This is a genomic window from Nisaea denitrificans DSM 18348 (genome assembly GCF_000426505.1).
GTDB classification, from domain to species: Bacteria; Pseudomonadota; Alphaproteobacteria; order Thalassobaculales; family Thalassobaculaceae; genus Nisaea; species Nisaea denitrificans.
The window spans coordinates 1419861-1434859 of record NZ_AUFM01000011.1 but is presented as its reverse complement, the minus strand read 5'-3'; the positions used below and the strand labels follow the sequence as shown (position 1 = coordinate 1434859).

Here is a 14999-nt window from a genome sequence, read left to right as displayed (position 1 = left end):
GTGTTTCCTCGCGGGGGAAAAATGAGTGCTGAACGACCGTCTCTGACGGAAATGCTCGATATAGACGTGACGATTGATGTCGTCGATATCGGCGCCAACCCGATCGCGGTCGATGGCCGCCCGCCGTACCAGGATCTTCTGGAAGCGGGGAAGGTGCGGCTCGTTGGGTTCGAGCCTAACCGGGATGCGCTGGCCGAGCTTCAGGCGCGGAAAAGCGCGCATGAAACCTATCTACCCCATGCGGTTTATGATGGAACCGAGCAGACCTTGAGGATCTGCAAAGCGCCGGGGATGACCTCCTTGCTGGAGCCCAACCCGGCGGTGTTGAGTTGCTTTCACGGCTTTGACGAGTGGGGCCAGGTCATCGGCCGGGAGACGATCCAGACAGTCCGTCTGGATGATGTCGCCGAGATCGATAATCTCGACTTTCTGAAGATCGACATTCAGGGGGCGGAGTTGGAGGTATTCCGGAACGGAACCGACAAACTCGCAAACTGCCTGATTATCCAGTCGGAAGTCGAATTCATGCAGATGTACGAGAACCAACCACTGTTCTCCGACGTCGATCTGTTCTTGCGGGAGCATGGGTTCATGCTCCACCGCTTCGTCCAGCCGGTCAGCCGGGTGGTGAAGCCGCTTATTGTCGATAACAATCCTTACGCAGGTCTCAGCCAGTCCGTATGGGCGGATGCGATCTTCATTCGGGATTTCACCCGCTTCGATCTCTTGAACCCGGTGCAGTTGCTGAAAATCGCGCTGATCCTGCACGACGTATACAGTTCTTTCGATGTCGCGCTGCGGGCGCTGTTGACCCGCGATGCCATGCTCGGCACCCGCTTCGGCGAGGCATATCTTCGGAAACTGGAACGTCACTAGTGCACGTCGTTCGTGCGTCCGGACCTTGTCCTGACCGCTGATCCCGGCCACGCTGCTTTCCAATTGGGGAATCATCAGGTGGGGAAGTGCGATGGCATCGCAGGAGTTTGATTTTGAAGCCGTGGTGCGGCAAGACCTACCGGCACCGGCAGGGCGCTGGAACGGTTTTCCGGACTTCAATTTTGTCGGCGGTCACAACGCGCCGGAGAGCATTCCAACTGATGCACTGGTTGAAGCTGCGACACGTGTTCTGCAGCGCGAGGGAACGACACTCGCCACCTACAGTCTGGAAAGCGGCCCTCAGGGCTATCGTCCGCTCCGTGAGTTCCTCGCCGGAAAACTCGGGCGCGATGCCGGGATGACCTGCACGGCGGATGATGTGCTGCTGACGTCCGGCTCTTTGCAGGGCCTTGATCTTATTAATGAGGTGATGCTGGCGCCGGGGGACACGGTGCTGATCGAGGAGGCAACCTATGGCGGGTGCCTGACCCGGTTCCAGCGCCTGGGCGTCACGCCGCTCGGCATCAAACTTGATGAGCAGGGCATGCGGATGGACCATCTCGCGGACACTCTGGCGAAACTGGAGGCCGAGGGGACAAAGCCGAAATTCATCTATGTCATCCCGACGATACAGAACCCGACCGCCTCAATCATGCCTCTGGAGCGCCGCGAGGAGCTGCTGCGGCTGGCCGAGCAATACGATGTTGCCGTGATTGAGGACGAGTGTTACTCGGACCTGATCTGGGACGGAAAACGCCCGCTGGCGCTGCATGCGCTGGATAAGAGTGGACGGGTAGTCTTTGTCGGCTCCTTCTCGAAATCCATTGCCCCGGCACTCCGCGTTGGTTTCATCGTCGCCCCTTGGCCATTCATGGCGCGCCTGTTGTCCTGCAAGACCGATGCAGGTTCCGGCTCGCTTGAGCAGATGGTGCTGGCCGAGTTCTGCAGCGCGCACTTTGAAAACCATGTCGCAGGGCTGAACAAGGTGCTGAAGCAGAAATGTGAGGTGCTGATCGAGGCGATGGAGAAGAATTTCGGCACCGTGGCGGAATTCGAGACGCCGCCAGGCGGCATCTTCCTTTGGGTCAAACTGCCGGCCGAGGTCGATACGTCGCGCCTCGCAGCAGAGGCCGCCAAGCATGGCATCCAGATCAATCCGGGGGCCGAATGGTCTATCGAGGGGCCGGGAGCGAAGAGGGCGATCAGGATCTGTTACGCCAACCCTCCGATCGAGACGATCCGGAAGGGCATTGCCGCGCTAGCGGAAGTCTGCCGGGAGGAGTTCGGCGTTCCGAAGACCATCGCGAACGCCTGAAGCAACTGGCAATCCTTTGCCCTCCGCTGCCTGTGTCCTTAGCTCCGGCAGCGGAAGGCGGCGAGGGGGCAGGCTCCGGGTATCAGGCTGTGGCCGCCGCAGCCGGTGAATCACTCTGCAATATCCGCTCAAGATCGCCGAAGCAGGCGTCCCAACCGCCGCAGATATTGAGCCGCGAGCTTTCGCTTTCCACCATCGAATGGATCAACCGGACACGGGTGCCGCCTTCCACCGCCGTGAAATACACGGCAATCTCGGATGCGGGGGAGTTCTCTCCTTTTCCTGCCGCCGTCTCCTTGTGATGGCGCCAGCTGAAGACAAGGATCCGACCCGGATCTATCTCCTCATACTGTCCATGCAGAATATCGCGCGCGCCGTCTTTCTCCGCGAAGGTGAACGTCCAGCTCCCGCCGACCCTGAGATCGACCTCCGCCTTTTCCAGTGCGTGGTTACCGAACCACTGAACCAGGTCTTCCGGCGTGGTGAAGGCCCGGAAAATCCGTTCGGGGGATGCCGGGAAAGTGCCTTCGACAATGATCGGATCGGCACCGTGCGGTGATTTCAGATAGGCGAATGTCATTTCTCTTCCTCCAGGAAACGGGCGAGGCTTTTGAAGCCATCCTCCCAGAACTGCTTGTAGGTGTTCAGCCAGGCAGCCGCGTCTTTCATGGGCCCGGCATTGAGGGCGCAATAGCGGGTCCGGCCGCGTTTGCGGACGGTGACAAGCCCAGCATCGGAAAGCACACGGACATGTTTGGAGACGGCCGTCTGGGACATGTCGAACGGTTGCGCGACTTCGGACAGTGCGGCCTCTCCCTCATGCAGGCGCGCAAGAATTGCCCGGCGTGTTTCGTCCGAAAGGGCGGCGAAAGTTTGATCGAGTGCTGGCATGGCCCGCGTCCATTGGTGAACTGATTGGTTGACTGTATGATGTGCGCCCTTATCAGTCAACCAGTCAGTTCACTAAGCGTGCGGGTCAGCCGCCGAGCCGGAAATCTGGGAATGGTAGCAGGATGAGCGAGAGGGCCATGAAAATCAGGGCGGAAATGACTGCGTATTGGCCAAACTTCCGATAGGTCTGGTGCAGGATTTCGCCAATAATCCGTTGCGCAACCAGCTTTGGCGGCCGGTCTTCCTTGGCGAGAATGATCCAGAGTTCCGTCTGCCGGTAGGGGCGCGACGGTGCGCGCATCGCGTAGTGAAACAGGATGGCGGCAACGATCAGGCAGAGGATGCAGCCGGCGCGCGCGGCGACGATCGGCTCGTAGCTCAGACTCATGACAATGCAGATGATCGCTAGCGCGGCAAAGCCGGAGGCTCTGCCAACAGAGATGATTGCTGCATTCTCAATTGCTTCCATCGGGCGTATCCGCAGCGTTACCGAGCTCACTGGTATCGCTCCACGAGAGCGAAATAGGCCGCGTCTCTTCAGAGGCAACCATGTGATGATCGCATTTCGGTGCGTGAAAACCAGGGTCCCGGATGTCGTCAGGAATGGTTGAATGCTCTTTGTGTCGTTTCGTGTCGGGATGGTGCGAAATGCAGCACAGATTCAGATATTATCCCGAGGGAGGTAACAGTGCTTGTGAGATCCATAGGACTGGCAGTTGCTCTAGTTGGAAGTCTGGCCTTCTCGACAGGGGCTGCCGAAGCGCAGACCGTGAGCGTAACGCCGCTTGGCAGTCACGACGGTGAATTCTGCCGTTTCGACCGGGCGATGATGTTCGAAGATCCGGATGGCACGCGCATTCTTTACGATGCGGGGCGCACGGTTGCCGGAGCAGGTGATCCGCGTCTCGGTAAAGTGGATGCGTTGCTGGTCAGCCATATGCACGGAGACCATGTGGGTGACCGTCATATCGATGCGGTCAACGCCGGGGAATGCGGTGCGCCGGCCATGACGAAAGTGGATGCACCGAACACCAACAGCGTGAACATCGCGCTCGATAAATCCGCGCTGATTGTCACCGGCAGCGAGATGCCGAGATTTTTCGCGAGCAAGCTGAAGGCTCTTGGCGGCGATCCGAAAAAGTCCCAGCTCGTCCGCTTTGGTGCATCCCGCAAGGTTGGCGGGGTCACAATCACGACCGTGCCGGCTGTTCATTCCAATGGGGTGGCAGGCGCCTTTATCGGTGGGCAACTCGGAAAACTGCTGAATGAGTCGGGTCTGACGGCCTATGCCGGTCCGCCGACCGGCTATGTGCTGACTTTCAGCAATGGCCTTGTCGTATATCTCTCCGGCGATACCGGCGTGACAGCGGAGCAACGTACCGTGGTCGGCGAGCAGTACGGTGCGGAGCTTGTGGTGATGAACATCGGTGATACTTTCACCACCGGCCCGACCGAGGCGGCTTTTGTCGTGAATGAGCTGATCAAGCCGGTTTCCGTGATTCCCTCGCACGCGAATGAGATAGGCACCAAGGGCGGCAAGGTTATTGCGGGCACCAAGACGGAGGCTTTCATCAAGGCGGTGAAGGTTTCGGCGCATGTGCCGCTCAGTGGCAAGGTCATGGCCTTCGACGGTGCCGGAATATGCACATCAGGTTGCTAGAAGCCTGATCGAAGCGTTCGGCGTTTCGTCCTGAGCTTCGCGAGAGGAGCTGCGTCCGGCTGCAGCTCCTCTCGTCTCAATTCCGCTTTGCTGCATCGATATCTCAAGCGGGGGCCTGGAGAGGCTCGCAGGTGAGTGATGCGTGAACTGGAGCACAATCAAAATGCGCTCAATATGCCCGGGTGAACCGAACGGCAGCATGAGAGACGTAAAGTATTTTTGCGGCCCGCTGGCCCAGGTTGCGGGGCCGCTGGCATAATACATGGCTTCCGCGTCGCGGCACTGGCGCAGACGATCCAAAGCACTTTCCGCACCGTCGATCTGGCTGACCCTTTGGCCGGTAATGTCCCTTCCAACCGCGGAATGGACGCCGGTGCCGACGATTCTGACCCGGAAATCGTTACCGTCTATCGGTTCCATCACAGCAAGCGATGGCAGGCTCCGGCGAGGCAACTCCACGGGGTCGAGCGTTGATTTTGGAGGCAGGGCGGCGTTGCCTCGCGCGATCTGCCAGTACTCATACATGGCGCGTTGTGCATCGCTGGCGAGGTCATCCATCGAAAAGTCCGGAGCGATATTCTGTAAATCCATAGTCTTTTTCATGCCAACTGGATGGTTGATTTCGCTCTTTGGAAGATCCGGATGAGAGAGTTTATCCGGAACAGCACCAGTATGAATCAATTTTAACGGTAACTCTATCCTCAGGCGCAGAATGATGTTTTTGAGGCGGTTGCGTGGCTCTCTGCATGTCTGTGTCGCAGCAATGTGATCGGGGTTTGAAGGCATTCGGACCGGCAATCGTGGCAAAATAGCGGTTATCAGAAATCCAGCATTGGAGGTGCTTGATGTCGCTACGTCTGGTTTTGCGTTCCGGATTGGTCGCCGCCGGGATTGTGACCGGAATGCTGTTGCTGACCCCGGCGCCGGCCGGAGCAGGGGAGGCCCCGGTTTATACAGGCTTCCTCTCCAATCTTGCCGTGAATGGGTACGATCCCGTCGCCTATTTCAAGGAAGGGCGGCCGGTCGAAGGCACGGCCGACTATACGCTCGAGTACAAGGGGGCCGAGTGGCGCTTTGCCTCTGCGGAAAACCGTGAGGCATTCCGTCAGAACCCCGAGCATTATGCACCGCAATATGGCGGTTATTGTGCGTGGGCCGTGGCGCAAGGGAGCACAGCCAAGGGAGATCCCCAGAATTGGAGGATCGTCAACGACAAGCTCTACCTCAACTACAATGCGGAGATTCAGACTCGTTGGGAGAAGGATGCTGCAAAGAACATTCAATCAGCGGATCGGAACTGGCCGCGGATTATTGAATGAAATTCTGAAGTTCTGATTTGCGGGCCTAAGCCCGCTCGCCTTCGTTCTGCTGCTCGACTACCCTCATCGCAAAATCGATAAATGGGGGAAGCGATGTCGGAAGCAACAGGGATAGTCGGACTTGGAAACGCTGGCCTTGCGGTCGCGTCGGCGCTACTGAAGCATGGTCCGGTGCTGGGATATGACCGCTCCAAGGAACGCTGCAAGTTGGCGCAGGATGCCGGCGTCGATGTGGTGGAGAGTTTGGATGATCTCGATGGCCGCACGCCCGTCGTGCTGCTGTCTTTGCCCAAACCGGAAGCTTCTCTGGCCGTAGCCGGTGCTATCGCCGCATGGTCGCGCGTTCCGGGCCTTGTCATCGAGACCAGCACGGTCACCCCGGATACGGCACAAAAATCAGCGACACTACTGGAGGCTGTAGGCGTAGGCTTCGTCGATGCGGCGATCGCCGGCGGTGTTGCCAGCATGGCAGCTGGAGAAATCACGTTTTTCCTTGGCGGCACAGACGCAAATAAGGCGGCGGCAGAACCGGTCCTGGACCGGATCGCCAGCCGCATCTTCGATCTCGGTCCGGTAGGGGCGGGGATGGGAACGAAGGTCGTCAATAACGGCGTCATGCATGCGGTCATGGTGGTCCTGATCGAGGCTTTCGCCATGTCACGCAAGCTCGATATTCCGACGGATACGCTGGTTGAAATCCTGAACCGGGAGGAAGGCCTGCTGAGGCCGCTGATCCACCGTGTCGGGGAACGGATGCAAGACGGCAATTACGCGGCCGGGATGTCCGTGAGCAACGCGCGGAAGGATTCAGTGCTGGCCCTCGAAACCGCGCAACAGCTCGGTGTTCCGTTATTTGCGACTCTGGCCTCTCACACACCCTATGAAATTGCCGAAGCGAAAGGAATGGGTGATCAGGACTACGCGGCCTTGGCCAAATTATGGGAAGATTGGTGTGGCATCGGCTTCGAGCGCTGAGTAATCCTGCCAATCCATTCGGAAACTCTGCGACACGTAGTGAATTACGCGTTTCGAATGCTGCTCTTTATGGTGCGTCGGGGGTAGTTTGTGCTAGGACCGGCTAGTTAATGCGGCGGTGAAAGTGGCGGCCTTTATCGGGTTTCCATAGCTTTATCGTGTTCAGGTGGAGCGGTCAGAAAAATGACCTATGGAGACTCGGGATCGCCAATTGGCGATGCACTTGACCAGATTGCAGGAAGGTTGCGCACCGACAGTACGCGCAACCTGCTGGATCATTGGCGTACGATCAAGGGCGCGGATCAGGCGCCGAGCCGGCATCGGATCGATCCGTCCCAATTGGCACAGATTCTGTCGAGTGTCTGGTTGTGCGACTATGAGCGGGAAGCAGATCGGTTCCGCTACAGGTTGACCGGTGAGAAAGTGGCGACACGGTTCGGCCACAAACTCTCCAAGCACTATCTGGATGACAATACGGACCCGGACTATTATCCGCGGGTTCATCGCTACTACCGAAATGTCATCGATTTCCCGGCGGTATTATATATCTATGGGCGACTCTATGCGGAAACGGATGATCCGATTCATGGCGAGCGAATCTTGCTGCCGCTATCCGACGATGGGCAGACCGTGCACGGGCTCATCGGAGCAACAGCGGAGATCGTTCCGAGGAAAAATCCGGAAGCGCGCTATTTGCCTGAATTCCAGAAACATATTTACGTCACTTTAGAAACCGGTGCTGTTGTTGAGGAATCGCTTCCTGTTTGAGCCTGTTATCGTCGAAAAGATGAATAAGCGTTAACCTTGACGCGAGATTTTGCTAATATTCGACCATAGTTTGTTAAATAGTGACCAGCGCTGAGGCGTTTGGGGGGTCTGATGTCCGCAATTCTTGTCGTGGACGATGATAAATCTCTCAGGGATTTGCTGTCGGTAGTGCTTCGGGAACGAGGCCATGACGTGGAAACCGCAGAAGAGGGAAACGCGGCGCTGGAGTTGATGTTGCGCACGCGTTTCGAAATGGTGATCTCCGATATCATCATGCCGGGCAAGGAAGGCATGGAGACGATCAAGGAGATCCGCGCGCTCTATCCGGAAGTTCAGATCATTGCCATGTCCACCGGCGGGTCGATGGGCAATTCTCAAGTTCTGGAGTACGCCCGTATGATCGGGGCTCATGAATCGATCCGGAAGCCGGTCGAGCTGCCGAACCTGATCACTACCGTCGAGCGGATGCTCTCCTAGAAATCCTGTTTTCCGGCGAACTTTACGCCTGGGTATCTCTGGTCTCGGGCTTCCGCAGCCTGAAGAGATCGGCATAGTGCCCGGCGAGAGATGTGGCGGAGACGGTCAGATTTCCAATCTTCGCCTGGCGCTCGACCCAGAGGCGGATGCCGGGGCGATGCTCGACATGGAACCAGGAGAGCCAGGCGAACAGCAGTCGCCGGAACCAACCGGGCATGCCGCGCTGATCGCCGAAATCCACGATATGCAGGGTTCCGCCTGGTCTGAGCAGGGAAATGGCTCTCTCCAGTGAGTCCCGCCAGGGCGGGATCATGGACAGCGAATAGGAAAACACGATGTGGTCGAAACCGTCCGCCTCATCGAAGGTTGCCTCCGGATCGAACTGTTCCGCATAGGCAAGCCCGAGCCGCACTTTCGCCTCAAGGCCCGCGCGGCGGAGGGACGTCTCTGCTGTTTCCAGCATCTCCGCCGAGGCGTCGATGCCGAAATACCGGCAGTCCGGATAACGCCGGGCCATTTTCACCAGATTACGCGCCGTACCGCAGCCGATCTCGCAGACGCTCTGACCCGGAAGCGGCTCCAGCTCCCAGATCAGCCGGTCCCGGCCCAGCAGATAGTATTTCCGGGTCAGATCGTAGAAATGCCGCTGGATCCGATAGATCCGGTCCATCTTCTCCCCGGCATCCTCGGGGCCATCGTCCCCGGAATGATCAATCTCTGCGGATGTAGAGATGGAAGCCTCCATAGATCGACGAGCGGTCGCGCCGGCCGAGGTCGAGGGACTGTTCGGCCTGATAGTCCCAGCGGTCGAGAATTTCCGCCGGAACGCGTCCGGGCAGCGGGCTTTCTTCGCCGGCAGTGCGGAAGATGATCCGCGCGCCCGGTGACGAGGTGCGCAGGATTTCGGTCCAGAGAGCGGTCAGCTGCTCCGTGTTCATCCAGTCCTGAGCATCCAGCAGGATGAAGCGATCCCGGCTTTCTGCATCGCAGTCTGCCAGGAAGTCCGTCATTGAGGCCTGCACGACATCGACTTTCGAAGCGTTGTCCCTCAGGGTCTGATGGTTGCTGTCCCGCAGATAGCGCGGGATGGCCTGTCGCTGCTGACGGTCATAACCGCGTCCGAACGCCTGCCAGGCGAAGTAGTTATCGTCGATCGAGAAATCGCAGGCCAGCCGCTCCAGGCGGGAGCGCATCAGCCCTGCCATGTCGCCACCCGCCGAGGCCGAAAGCGCCTCGAACTGTGCCGGCGGAATGCCGAGCCCGTAGAAGGATACCGGCATCCGGCAGAGCGCCTTGACGATGCGGCTGTCGAAGACCGGGCCGATCACGTCCTCGAACAGGGTGCGCTGCTCCTCCATGGTCTCCGCCCTGAGGATGTGCCGCGGGTTCTTGCCATGCAGCCGGGCCACGAAATGCAGCAGCCCGATGAAGCGGCCAAGCAGGCCGAACTCGTAGACATTGCGGGTGAACATGTCGATCCGCCGTCCGCGCAGCCCGCGTTTGTTCCAGTAGGCTCGCGTCTCCGGATCGAGGTGCGGGGCGAGATCGCGGAAATAGACCCGCTTGTTTTCCCGCTCGTCCGCATGGCCGAAGAAGCGGAAGAAAGTCTCGTGGTCCGGCAGCTGTTCCAGCGCCGTCAGTTTCAGCCGGGTGAGGGCGACATGGGCGGGGTTGAGATCGACCGCCTGAATATGCGCCGGCTGCTCCGTCAGGTAGTTCAGGATGTTGCAGCCGCCCGATGCGATGGTGAATATCCGGCTGTCCTTGTCGAGCTGCAGCGCTTCCAGATCGACTTCGGGGTCTTCCCAGATCTGCGGATAGACGAAGCCCTTGAAGGCCATCGTGAACATCCGCTCGAGGATGCCGCGCTTCGACAATTGCTTGTTCTTGATGACTGCGTCGGTAAGGAGGCTGTTGGCGGTCATGGGGGCGCACTCTCCCGGATGGCGCGGTTCCGTGCGAACGCCGCCGGACCGGTCCATATTTCGCTCTCCCTCATACGGGATTCGTGTTGCAGCTTTGTTGCGGCCATGCGGACAGGTGAGGATTGTGAGGTCAGGATCGCACGCGATAAAAGTGACAAGTGTAGTTAATTTTTTAGATTAATAAAAATGTTTAGTACATTGATAAAATGAATAATTATGGAACTTTATCTTGGCGTGATCTGATACGGGAACGCCAGCAAGAAAATCAGTAACCGTATGGTCACGGGGCAACCCGGCACGCTCGCGGAGAAGCCGGTTTATGGCAACTCGAATCGGAGGTCAGGCGCGTCCGTGACTGACGAGAGCGTCCCTGCCGCTCTGGCTTGCCTCGACGATGGCACCGGTGCCGGAGACGTAGCGCCGGACGACGAGGCCCTGATCGACAGCTTCTTCCCAGACGGTGAGGCGGGGGCAGGAGGTGCGCCAGGCATCCATGACCTCGCCATAGGGGCGGGGCTTCTCGGCGACCCATTCCACAAGGTCGAGGATCAGTGGCATCGGTGTGTCGCTCATGGTGTACTCCTTGATCGGCCAGAGACCGGTTATTCTAGCACGCCTGGAATGCGTATCTGCAATTCGGGTTTCGAGACTGCGAATTTAGTTTCGGGCGATGGCGGAGGCGGCGATGGCATACTCTGTTAAACGTGCGGGGTTAAACGTGCGGGAACGATCAGCGGGAGACACTCCGGATGAATGACATTGGCCGAACGGTTGCCGCAGCATGTCTCGCTGCCGGGGTACTGTTCATGGCGGCGGACGCCCGGGCCCAGACCGACGCGCGGCTTGCCTGGTCCGCTGCATCGCCATCGATCTTCGAGGTGGAGCCGACCTGGCCCGGCTACCGGAAGCCGGGCTTCGGCGCCCCGGCCGGCACCGCGCCGGAGGGAACGGGTGTCGCGATCCTGCGTTCGGGCTTGCTGGTGACGGCGGCCCATGTCGTCTCCAAGGCGACGGAGGTGCATGTCCGCGCGCCGGACGGCACCCGGTTGCCGGCCACCATCCTCGCCATCGACCAGAAGACGGATGTCGCCTTCCTGACTGTCGATCTTCAGACCTCTCCTATCACGCTGGCCGAAGCCCGACCGGAAACCGGCGCGCCGGTCTGCACACTCTCGAACGCGTTCGGTCTTGGTATTGGCATCACCTGTGGCGTGGTCTCCGCCAACAAGCGGTCGGGCATCGGCTTCAATCACACGGAGGACTTCATCCAGACCGATGCCTCGGTCAATCCGGGCTCGTCCGGCGGGGCGCTGGTCGATCTGGAGGGCAGGCTGGTCGGGCTGTTGTCGGCGATCTTCACCAAGGACTCGGATTCCGACATCGGGGTGAATTTCGCCGTCTCTATGGAGTTGCTGCTGAAAAGTTTGCCAGCGGAACACCGGTAGCCCGCGCGCTTTACTCCGGCTCCGGCCCTTTGCTCCCGCAGAGGACAGGGTGAGATGCCGGGAGCGGACTTGTTCCGGAGCGGCCGGGACGGGATTATGCCGCCGCCGGTCGTTGGATCGGTGAGAAGCGCCACCGGTCTCATGACCGGCCAGAAGCCACCGGTCGCATGATCGGCCAGAAGTAAGTAAGTCATGGAGGAATAAAGATGCCCGCCACCCTTCCGGGTCCGTTCGAAACCCTGAGCCTCGAGACGCCGTCCGAGCATGTGTTGCTGCTGACCCTGGACCGGCCTGAGCGCGGCAACGCGCTCAACACCCAGATGGGCTACGACCTCCGCGACCTCTTCACCGCGCTCTATCACGACCAGCGCGATCTTCGCTGCATCGTGGTCACCGGGCGCGGCGAGAAGATCTTCTGCGCCGGCGGCGATCTGAAAGAACGCAACAACATGACGGACGAGGCCTGGCAGACGCAGCATGCGCTGTTCGAGCAGGCCGTTCGGGCGATGATGGATTGCCCGGTCCCGATGATCGGCGCCGTGAACGGCGCCGCCTTCGCGGGTGGCCTTGAAATCGCGCTCTGCTGCGACTTCGTCTATTGCGCGCCGAATGCCCGTTTTGCGCTGACCGAAGTTACCCTGGGCATCATGCCGGGCGCGGGCGGCACCCAGAATCTGCCGCGCGCGGTCGGCGTCCGCCGGGCCAAGGAAATCATCCTGACCGGTACCCCCTTCAGCGCCAATGATGCGATGGACTGGGGCCTCGCCAACAAGCTCTGCGAGGATGGCAAGCTGCTGGAGGACGCGCTGGCGACAGCGGAGCGTATCGCTGGCAACGCGCCGATCTCCACCCGTCAGGTGAAGAAGGCCATCGACATGTCGACCCAGCTCGACCTGAAAAGCGGCTATGCCTTCGAGATCGAGGCCTATAACCGCATGGTTCCGACCGAGGACCGCCTGGAAGGCGTGCGGGCTTTCAACGAGAAGCGCAAGGCGGTGTTCAAGGGGAAATAGGGGACCTGCCTCTGTTAACATCGTCATCCCCACGCACGTGGGGGCCCAGGGAACAAGGTCGGCACTCTATGATCCCTGGGTCCCCGCTTTCGCGAGGATGACGGTTTTGGAGGGTTGGGCTCAGCTCACAACCCCGCGCCCGCCCGCCACTCCGAGAGCGGCAGGAAACTCGGGATCGGCCGTGGTTCTTCCGGCAGCATCGAAATGAATTCCAGAGAATGCCCGTCCGGATCGTCGAAATAGACGCTGACGGCGGGCATCCAGCTCAGCACCACCGGCTCGTCAATCGGCTCTTCGCCGTTCTTGGTCGGCGTCAGGCCCGCCGCTTTCAGCCTCGCGACCGAGCGCTCGACATCCTCCAGCGCGACGTTGAAGGCAATGTGCAGCTTCATCCCCATCGGCGCCGATCCGACACCCCAAAGCCCGAGCATTGCGGTCTCCGGCGCTGGCACCCAGAAGAACGCGACGTTGCGGTCCTTGACCACATGGGCCAGCGGCAGACCGAGCACGTCCCGGTAGAAGGCGACCGAGTGGTCCAGGTCGCGGACGGTCAGATGGGCCTCGTACAGGCCTTTGATGGGAACGATCATAGCGCACCTCTTTATTTAACAAGTTTATTCTTGAATAAATAAGGGCTGATCTTCAGGCATGCAAGCGGAAAGCCGATGCAATGTCGTGCTCCGGGAACAGGAAAGCCGCCTGGCGAAACTCTCCAAACCCCACCCCTTTTCCACCGTCGTCATCCCGGTCGGAGAGCCGGGACCCAGCGTTTCATAGAGCGGTGACGGTGGCTGTATGGATCCCGACCTGCGTCGGGATGACGGAGGGGGGCGAAACGACACCGAAAAGGGCACGCGCCGGACTTGGCGCTGCGTTGCCTCCGGCGCGCATCATGTCGTGACGGATCAGGGCGGAAACCGCTTCGGTTCCCACTTCAGGTGGGGATACCCTTAACTGAGGCAGCTTAAACGGGACGCGCGGTTGGGGAGCGATATGTCAGCAAAGAGGGGCAGTGAAGGAGCAGCTCAAACAGTATCCCCTCTGCATTGGTTCAGGTTAGTCGCGGTGTATCTCCTGATTCCGCTGATTTTATTGATATGTGGCGGGGACCCCGGTTGGTGGCAGGCGTGGCTCTATTCTGTTCTGATCGTTACCGTCGGTTTAGGCGGACGCATCTTGGCGGAACAGCGGCATCCCGGATTGACGGCCGAACGGCAAAATATTGAAAACATCCAGAATGCAAAAGCCTGGGACAAAGTGCTCGCACCGCTGATGGCGGTGAGTATCTCGTATCCCGTGGTCATCGTGGCAGGGCTGGACCACCGCTACAGCTGGTCATCCGAATTTCCGCTTTGGCTTAATGCTGTCGGCTTCATTTTAATCTGCCTCGGATACGCGTTCGCTTCATGGGCGTTGGCTGAGAACCGCTTTTTCTACAGCGTGGTAATCATTCGGACGGACCGGGGGCATGCGGTTTGTGACACTGGTCCATACCGAATTGTCCGGCATCCGGGCTATGCCGGAAATATCTTCGCACTGTTCGGTATCGTTCTTGCCCTGGGATCGGTATGGACACTGATACCCGTGGCGGTGGCCTCAATCATCTCGATATTCAGAACAGCACTCGAAGACCGGACCTTGCAGGAAGAGTTGCCGGGCTATCGAGACTACGCACGTCGCGTGCGATACCGGTTGTTTCCTGGGGTATATTAAGAAAAATGTTCGATTTAAGTGATGTCCCTTTAATTCCAACGCGACTTATTGCAAGTGTCCTGTCCCATTGATTTCTAGTCAAATAAGCTGAACACAAATTTTATAGTAGCTGCTGCGAAAATGGTTCCGAACAATCCAATTATGGCGGCAGTTGCCAAATTTGCGAATATTCCCTCGATCAATCTGCTTAAAAACGATGAATTTGTTGGTTTTATGATCTGGTAACCAGCAATATTGTTATCGAAGTCGGCTAGTGCTTCACAAATGATTACATCGAGCTCGCCTTGTAGCTTCAGTCTCTCTTCTTGTCGTTTCTTCGCTCCAAAACCGCCGGGCCAAGCCGATTGCGCTAACATATCCGCTTCATATTGATCGACTAACTGTTGTCGAAGATTGTTTCCGCCCGATTCAACTGCTGACCGGCCCTTTTTATTGCCGACTGCGTGGAGCGCGATTTGCGCCACCTTGCGCATGTACTCTCGCTGCGCTGTTTTCCGTGCTTCATTCACGTGCATACGATGACGAGAACCGCCCAGAGCGCCAGATGAGGTGGCGCGGGCATTTATCTCAAGCCGCTCTTTCATGAAACCGTCGAAGGCTTCGTTCGCCATACGAGAGCACT

The 14999-nt window shown here is 58.9% G+C and carries 19 protein-coding genes; 10 read left to right on the top strand and 9 right to left on the bottom strand.

The window, feature by feature from the left end:
* Window positions 1-21 precede the first annotated feature (21 nt).
* Both K328_RS0107740 and K328_RS0107735 read left to right on the top strand, forming a co-directional pair.
* Window positions 22-876 carry an FkbM family methyltransferase gene (locus tag K328_RS0107740; protein WP_028465494.1) on the top strand — a complete coding sequence of 285 codons (855 nt, stop codon included), beginning with the start codon at window positions 22-24 and terminating at the stop codon, window positions 874-876.
* Between the two features lie 91 nt (window positions 877-967).
* A complete protein-coding gene (locus tag K328_RS0107735) occupies window positions 968-2191 on the top strand; it encodes an aminotransferase-like domain-containing protein (RefSeq protein ID WP_028465493.1) in 1224 nt (407 codons plus the stop codon).
* Between the two features lie 82 nt (window positions 2192-2273).
* On the opposite strand, the gene K328_RS25680 is transcribed toward K328_RS0107735, so the two are convergent.
* From K328_RS25680 to K328_RS0107720, 3 genes are all read right to left on the bottom strand, one after another.
* Window positions 2274-2771, bottom strand: coding sequence for an SRPBCC family protein (locus tag K328_RS25680; RefSeq protein ID WP_051284627.1), 498 nt, complete (start codon window positions 2769-2771; stop codon window positions 2274-2276).
* Window positions 2768-3082, bottom strand: a complete 315-nt coding sequence (locus K328_RS0107725; RefSeq protein ID WP_028465492.1) for an ArsR/SmtB family transcription factor — start codon at window positions 3080-3082, stop codon at window positions 2768-2770. Before K328_RS0107725 ends, K328_RS25680 begins: the two co-directional genes overlap by 4 nt.
* Window positions 3083-3167: 85 nt before the next feature.
* Window positions 3168-3581 (bottom strand): hypothetical protein, encoded by a 414-nt coding sequence (locus K328_RS0107720; protein ID WP_156901194.1) that lies wholly within the window; start codon window positions 3579-3581, stop codon window positions 3168-3170.
* Window positions 3582-3770: 189 nt separating this feature from the next.
* Here K328_RS0107720 and K328_RS0107715 point away from each other — a divergent pair, with 189 nt between their 5' ends.
* Window positions 3771-4742 carry an MBL fold metallo-hydrolase gene (locus K328_RS0107715; protein ID WP_028465490.1) on the top strand — a complete coding sequence of 324 codons (972 nt, stop codon included), beginning with the start codon at window positions 3771-3773 and terminating at the stop codon, window positions 4740-4742.
* Here K328_RS0107715 and K328_RS0107710 read toward each other — a convergent pair.
* A complete protein-coding gene (locus K328_RS0107710) occupies window positions 4731-5528 on the bottom strand; it encodes a PAS domain-containing protein (RefSeq protein ID WP_084608154.1) in 798 nt (265 codons plus the stop codon). The two genes, K328_RS0107715 and K328_RS0107710, sit on opposite strands and share 12 nt — an antisense overlap.
* A gap of 59 nt (window positions 5529-5587) precedes the next feature.
* On the opposite strand from K328_RS0107710, the gene K328_RS0107705 reads away from it, so the two are divergent.
* The 4 genes from K328_RS0107705 to K328_RS0107690 all read left to right on the top strand — a co-directional run bounded on the left by K328_RS0107705 (window position 5588) and on the right by K328_RS0107690 (window position 8281).
* The gene (locus tag K328_RS0107705; protein WP_084608153.1) at window positions 5588-6061 is read left to right on the top strand and encodes a YHS domain-containing (seleno)protein; all 474 of its coding nucleotides are present in this window, start codon (window positions 5588-5590) and stop codon (window positions 6059-6061) included.
* A gap of 93 nt (window positions 6062-6154) precedes the next feature.
* Window positions 6155-7036 (top strand): NAD(P)-dependent oxidoreductase, encoded by an 882-nt coding sequence (locus tag K328_RS0107700; protein ID WP_028465487.1) that lies wholly within the window; start codon window positions 6155-6157, stop codon window positions 7034-7036.
* A gap of 183 nt (window positions 7037-7219) precedes the next feature.
* A complete protein-coding gene (locus tag K328_RS0107695; protein ID WP_028465486.1) occupies window positions 7220-7804 on the top strand; it encodes a PAS domain-containing protein in 585 nt (194 codons plus the stop codon).
* 111 nt (window positions 7805-7915) lie between these two features.
* The gene (locus tag K328_RS0107690; RefSeq protein ID WP_028465485.1) at window positions 7916-8281 is read left to right on the top strand and encodes a response regulator; all 366 of its coding nucleotides are present in this window, start codon (window positions 7916-7918) and stop codon (window positions 8279-8281) included.
* Window positions 8282-8303: 22 nt separating this feature from the next.
* Here the strand turns inward: K328_RS0107690 and K328_RS22985 are convergent, their stop codons facing one another.
* From K328_RS22985 to K328_RS0107675, 3 genes are all read right to left on the bottom strand, one after another.
* A complete protein-coding gene (locus tag K328_RS22985) occupies window positions 8304-8951 on the bottom strand; it encodes a class I SAM-dependent methyltransferase (RefSeq protein WP_051284626.1) in 648 nt (215 codons plus the stop codon).
* 40 nt (window positions 8952-8991) lie between these two features.
* A complete protein-coding gene (locus tag K328_RS0107680) occupies window positions 8992-10206 on the bottom strand; it encodes a BtaA family protein (RefSeq protein WP_028465484.1) in 1215 nt (404 codons plus the stop codon).
* A gap of 339 nt (window positions 10207-10545) precedes the next feature.
* On the bottom strand, window positions 10546-10779 hold the full coding sequence (locus K328_RS0107675) for a hypothetical protein (protein WP_028465483.1): 234 nt from the start codon (window positions 10777-10779) through the stop codon (window positions 10546-10548).
* A gap of 176 nt (window positions 10780-10955) precedes the next feature.
* Between K328_RS0107675 and K328_RS0107670 the strand changes: the two genes are divergently transcribed.
* Window positions 10956-11651 (top strand): S1C family serine protease, encoded by a 696-nt coding sequence (locus K328_RS0107670; RefSeq protein ID WP_028465482.1) that lies wholly within the window; start codon window positions 10956-10958, stop codon window positions 11649-11651.
* A gap of 206 nt (window positions 11652-11857) precedes the next feature.
* Complete coding sequence (locus K328_RS0107660; protein WP_028465481.1) at window positions 11858-12664, top strand: enoyl-CoA hydratase-related protein; 807 nt, start codon at window positions 11858-11860, stop codon at window positions 12662-12664.
* A gap of 125 nt (window positions 12665-12789) precedes the next feature.
* Here the strand turns inward: K328_RS0107660 and K328_RS0107655 are convergent, their stop codons facing one another.
* Entirely contained in the window at window positions 12790-13254 is a 465-nt protein-coding gene (locus K328_RS0107655) for a VOC family protein (RefSeq protein ID WP_036553236.1), read from the bottom strand.
* Window positions 13255-13729: 475 nt separating this feature from the next.
* On the opposite strand from K328_RS0107655, the gene K328_RS0107650 reads away from it, so the two are divergent.
* Window positions 13730-14377, top strand: a complete 648-nt coding sequence (locus tag K328_RS0107650) for a methyltransferase family protein (protein ID WP_205620590.1) — start codon at window positions 13730-13732, stop codon at window positions 14375-14377.
* Window positions 14378-14451: 74 nt separating this feature from the next.
* On the opposite strand, the gene K328_RS0107645 is transcribed toward K328_RS0107650, so the two are convergent.
* Window positions 14452-14988 carry a hypothetical protein gene (locus tag K328_RS0107645; protein WP_156901193.1) on the bottom strand — a complete coding sequence of 179 codons (537 nt, stop codon included), beginning with the start codon at window positions 14986-14988 and terminating at the stop codon, window positions 14452-14454.
* Between the last annotated feature and the right edge of the window lie 11 nt (window positions 14989-14999).

Coding starts and splice junctions, on each gene's coding strand:
- K328_RS0107660 (WP_028465481.1), top strand. CDS start 11,858: ATGCCCGCCACCCTTCCGGGTCCGTTCGAAACCCTGAGCCTCGAGACG.
- K328_RS0107675 (WP_028465483.1), bottom strand. CDS start 10,779: ATGAGCGACACACCGATGCCACTGATCCTCGACCTTGTGGAATGGGTC.
- K328_RS0107705 (WP_084608153.1), top strand. CDS start 5,588: ATGTCGCTACGTCTGGTTTTGCGTTCCGGATTGGTCGCCGCCGGGATT.
- K328_RS22985 (WP_051284626.1), bottom strand. CDS start 8,951: ATGGACCGGATCTATCGGATCCAGCGGCATTTCTACGATCTGACCCGG.
- K328_RS25680 (WP_051284627.1), bottom strand. CDS start 2,771: ATGACATTCGCCTATCTGAAATCACCGCACGGTGCCGATCCGATCATT.
- K328_RS0107690 (WP_028465485.1), top strand. CDS start 7,916: ATGTCCGCAATTCTTGTCGTGGACGATGATAAATCTCTCAGGGATTTG.
- K328_RS0107735 (WP_028465493.1), top strand. CDS start 968: ATGGCATCGCAGGAGTTTGATTTTGAAGCCGTGGTGCGGCAAGACCTA.
- K328_RS0107725 (WP_028465492.1), bottom strand. CDS start 3,082: ATGCCAGCACTCGATCAAACTTTCGCCGCCCTTTCGGACGAAACACGC.
- K328_RS0107710 (WP_084608154.1), bottom strand. CDS start 5,528: ATGCCTTCAAACCCCGATCACATTGCTGCGACACAGACATGCAGAGAG.
- K328_RS0107680 (WP_028465484.1), bottom strand. CDS start 10,206: ATGACCGCCAACAGCCTCCTTACCGACGCAGTCATCAAGAACAAGCAA.
- K328_RS0107655 (WP_036553236.1), bottom strand. CDS start 13,254: ATGATCGTTCCCATCAAAGGCCTGTACGAGGCCCATCTGACCGTCCGC.
- K328_RS0107695 (WP_028465486.1), top strand. CDS start 7,220: ATGACCTATGGAGACTCGGGATCGCCAATTGGCGATGCACTTGACCAG.
- K328_RS0107740 (WP_028465494.1), top strand. CDS start 22: ATGAGTGCTGAACGACCGTCTCTGACGGAAATGCTCGATATAGACGTG.
- K328_RS0107700 (WP_028465487.1), top strand. CDS start 6,155: ATGTCGGAAGCAACAGGGATAGTCGGACTTGGAAACGCTGGCCTTGCG.
- K328_RS0107645 (WP_156901193.1), bottom strand. CDS start 14,988: ATGGCGAACGAAGCCTTCGACGGTTTCATGAAAGAGCGGCTTGAGATA.
- K328_RS0107670 (WP_028465482.1), top strand. CDS start 10,956: ATGAATGACATTGGCCGAACGGTTGCCGCAGCATGTCTCGCTGCCGGG.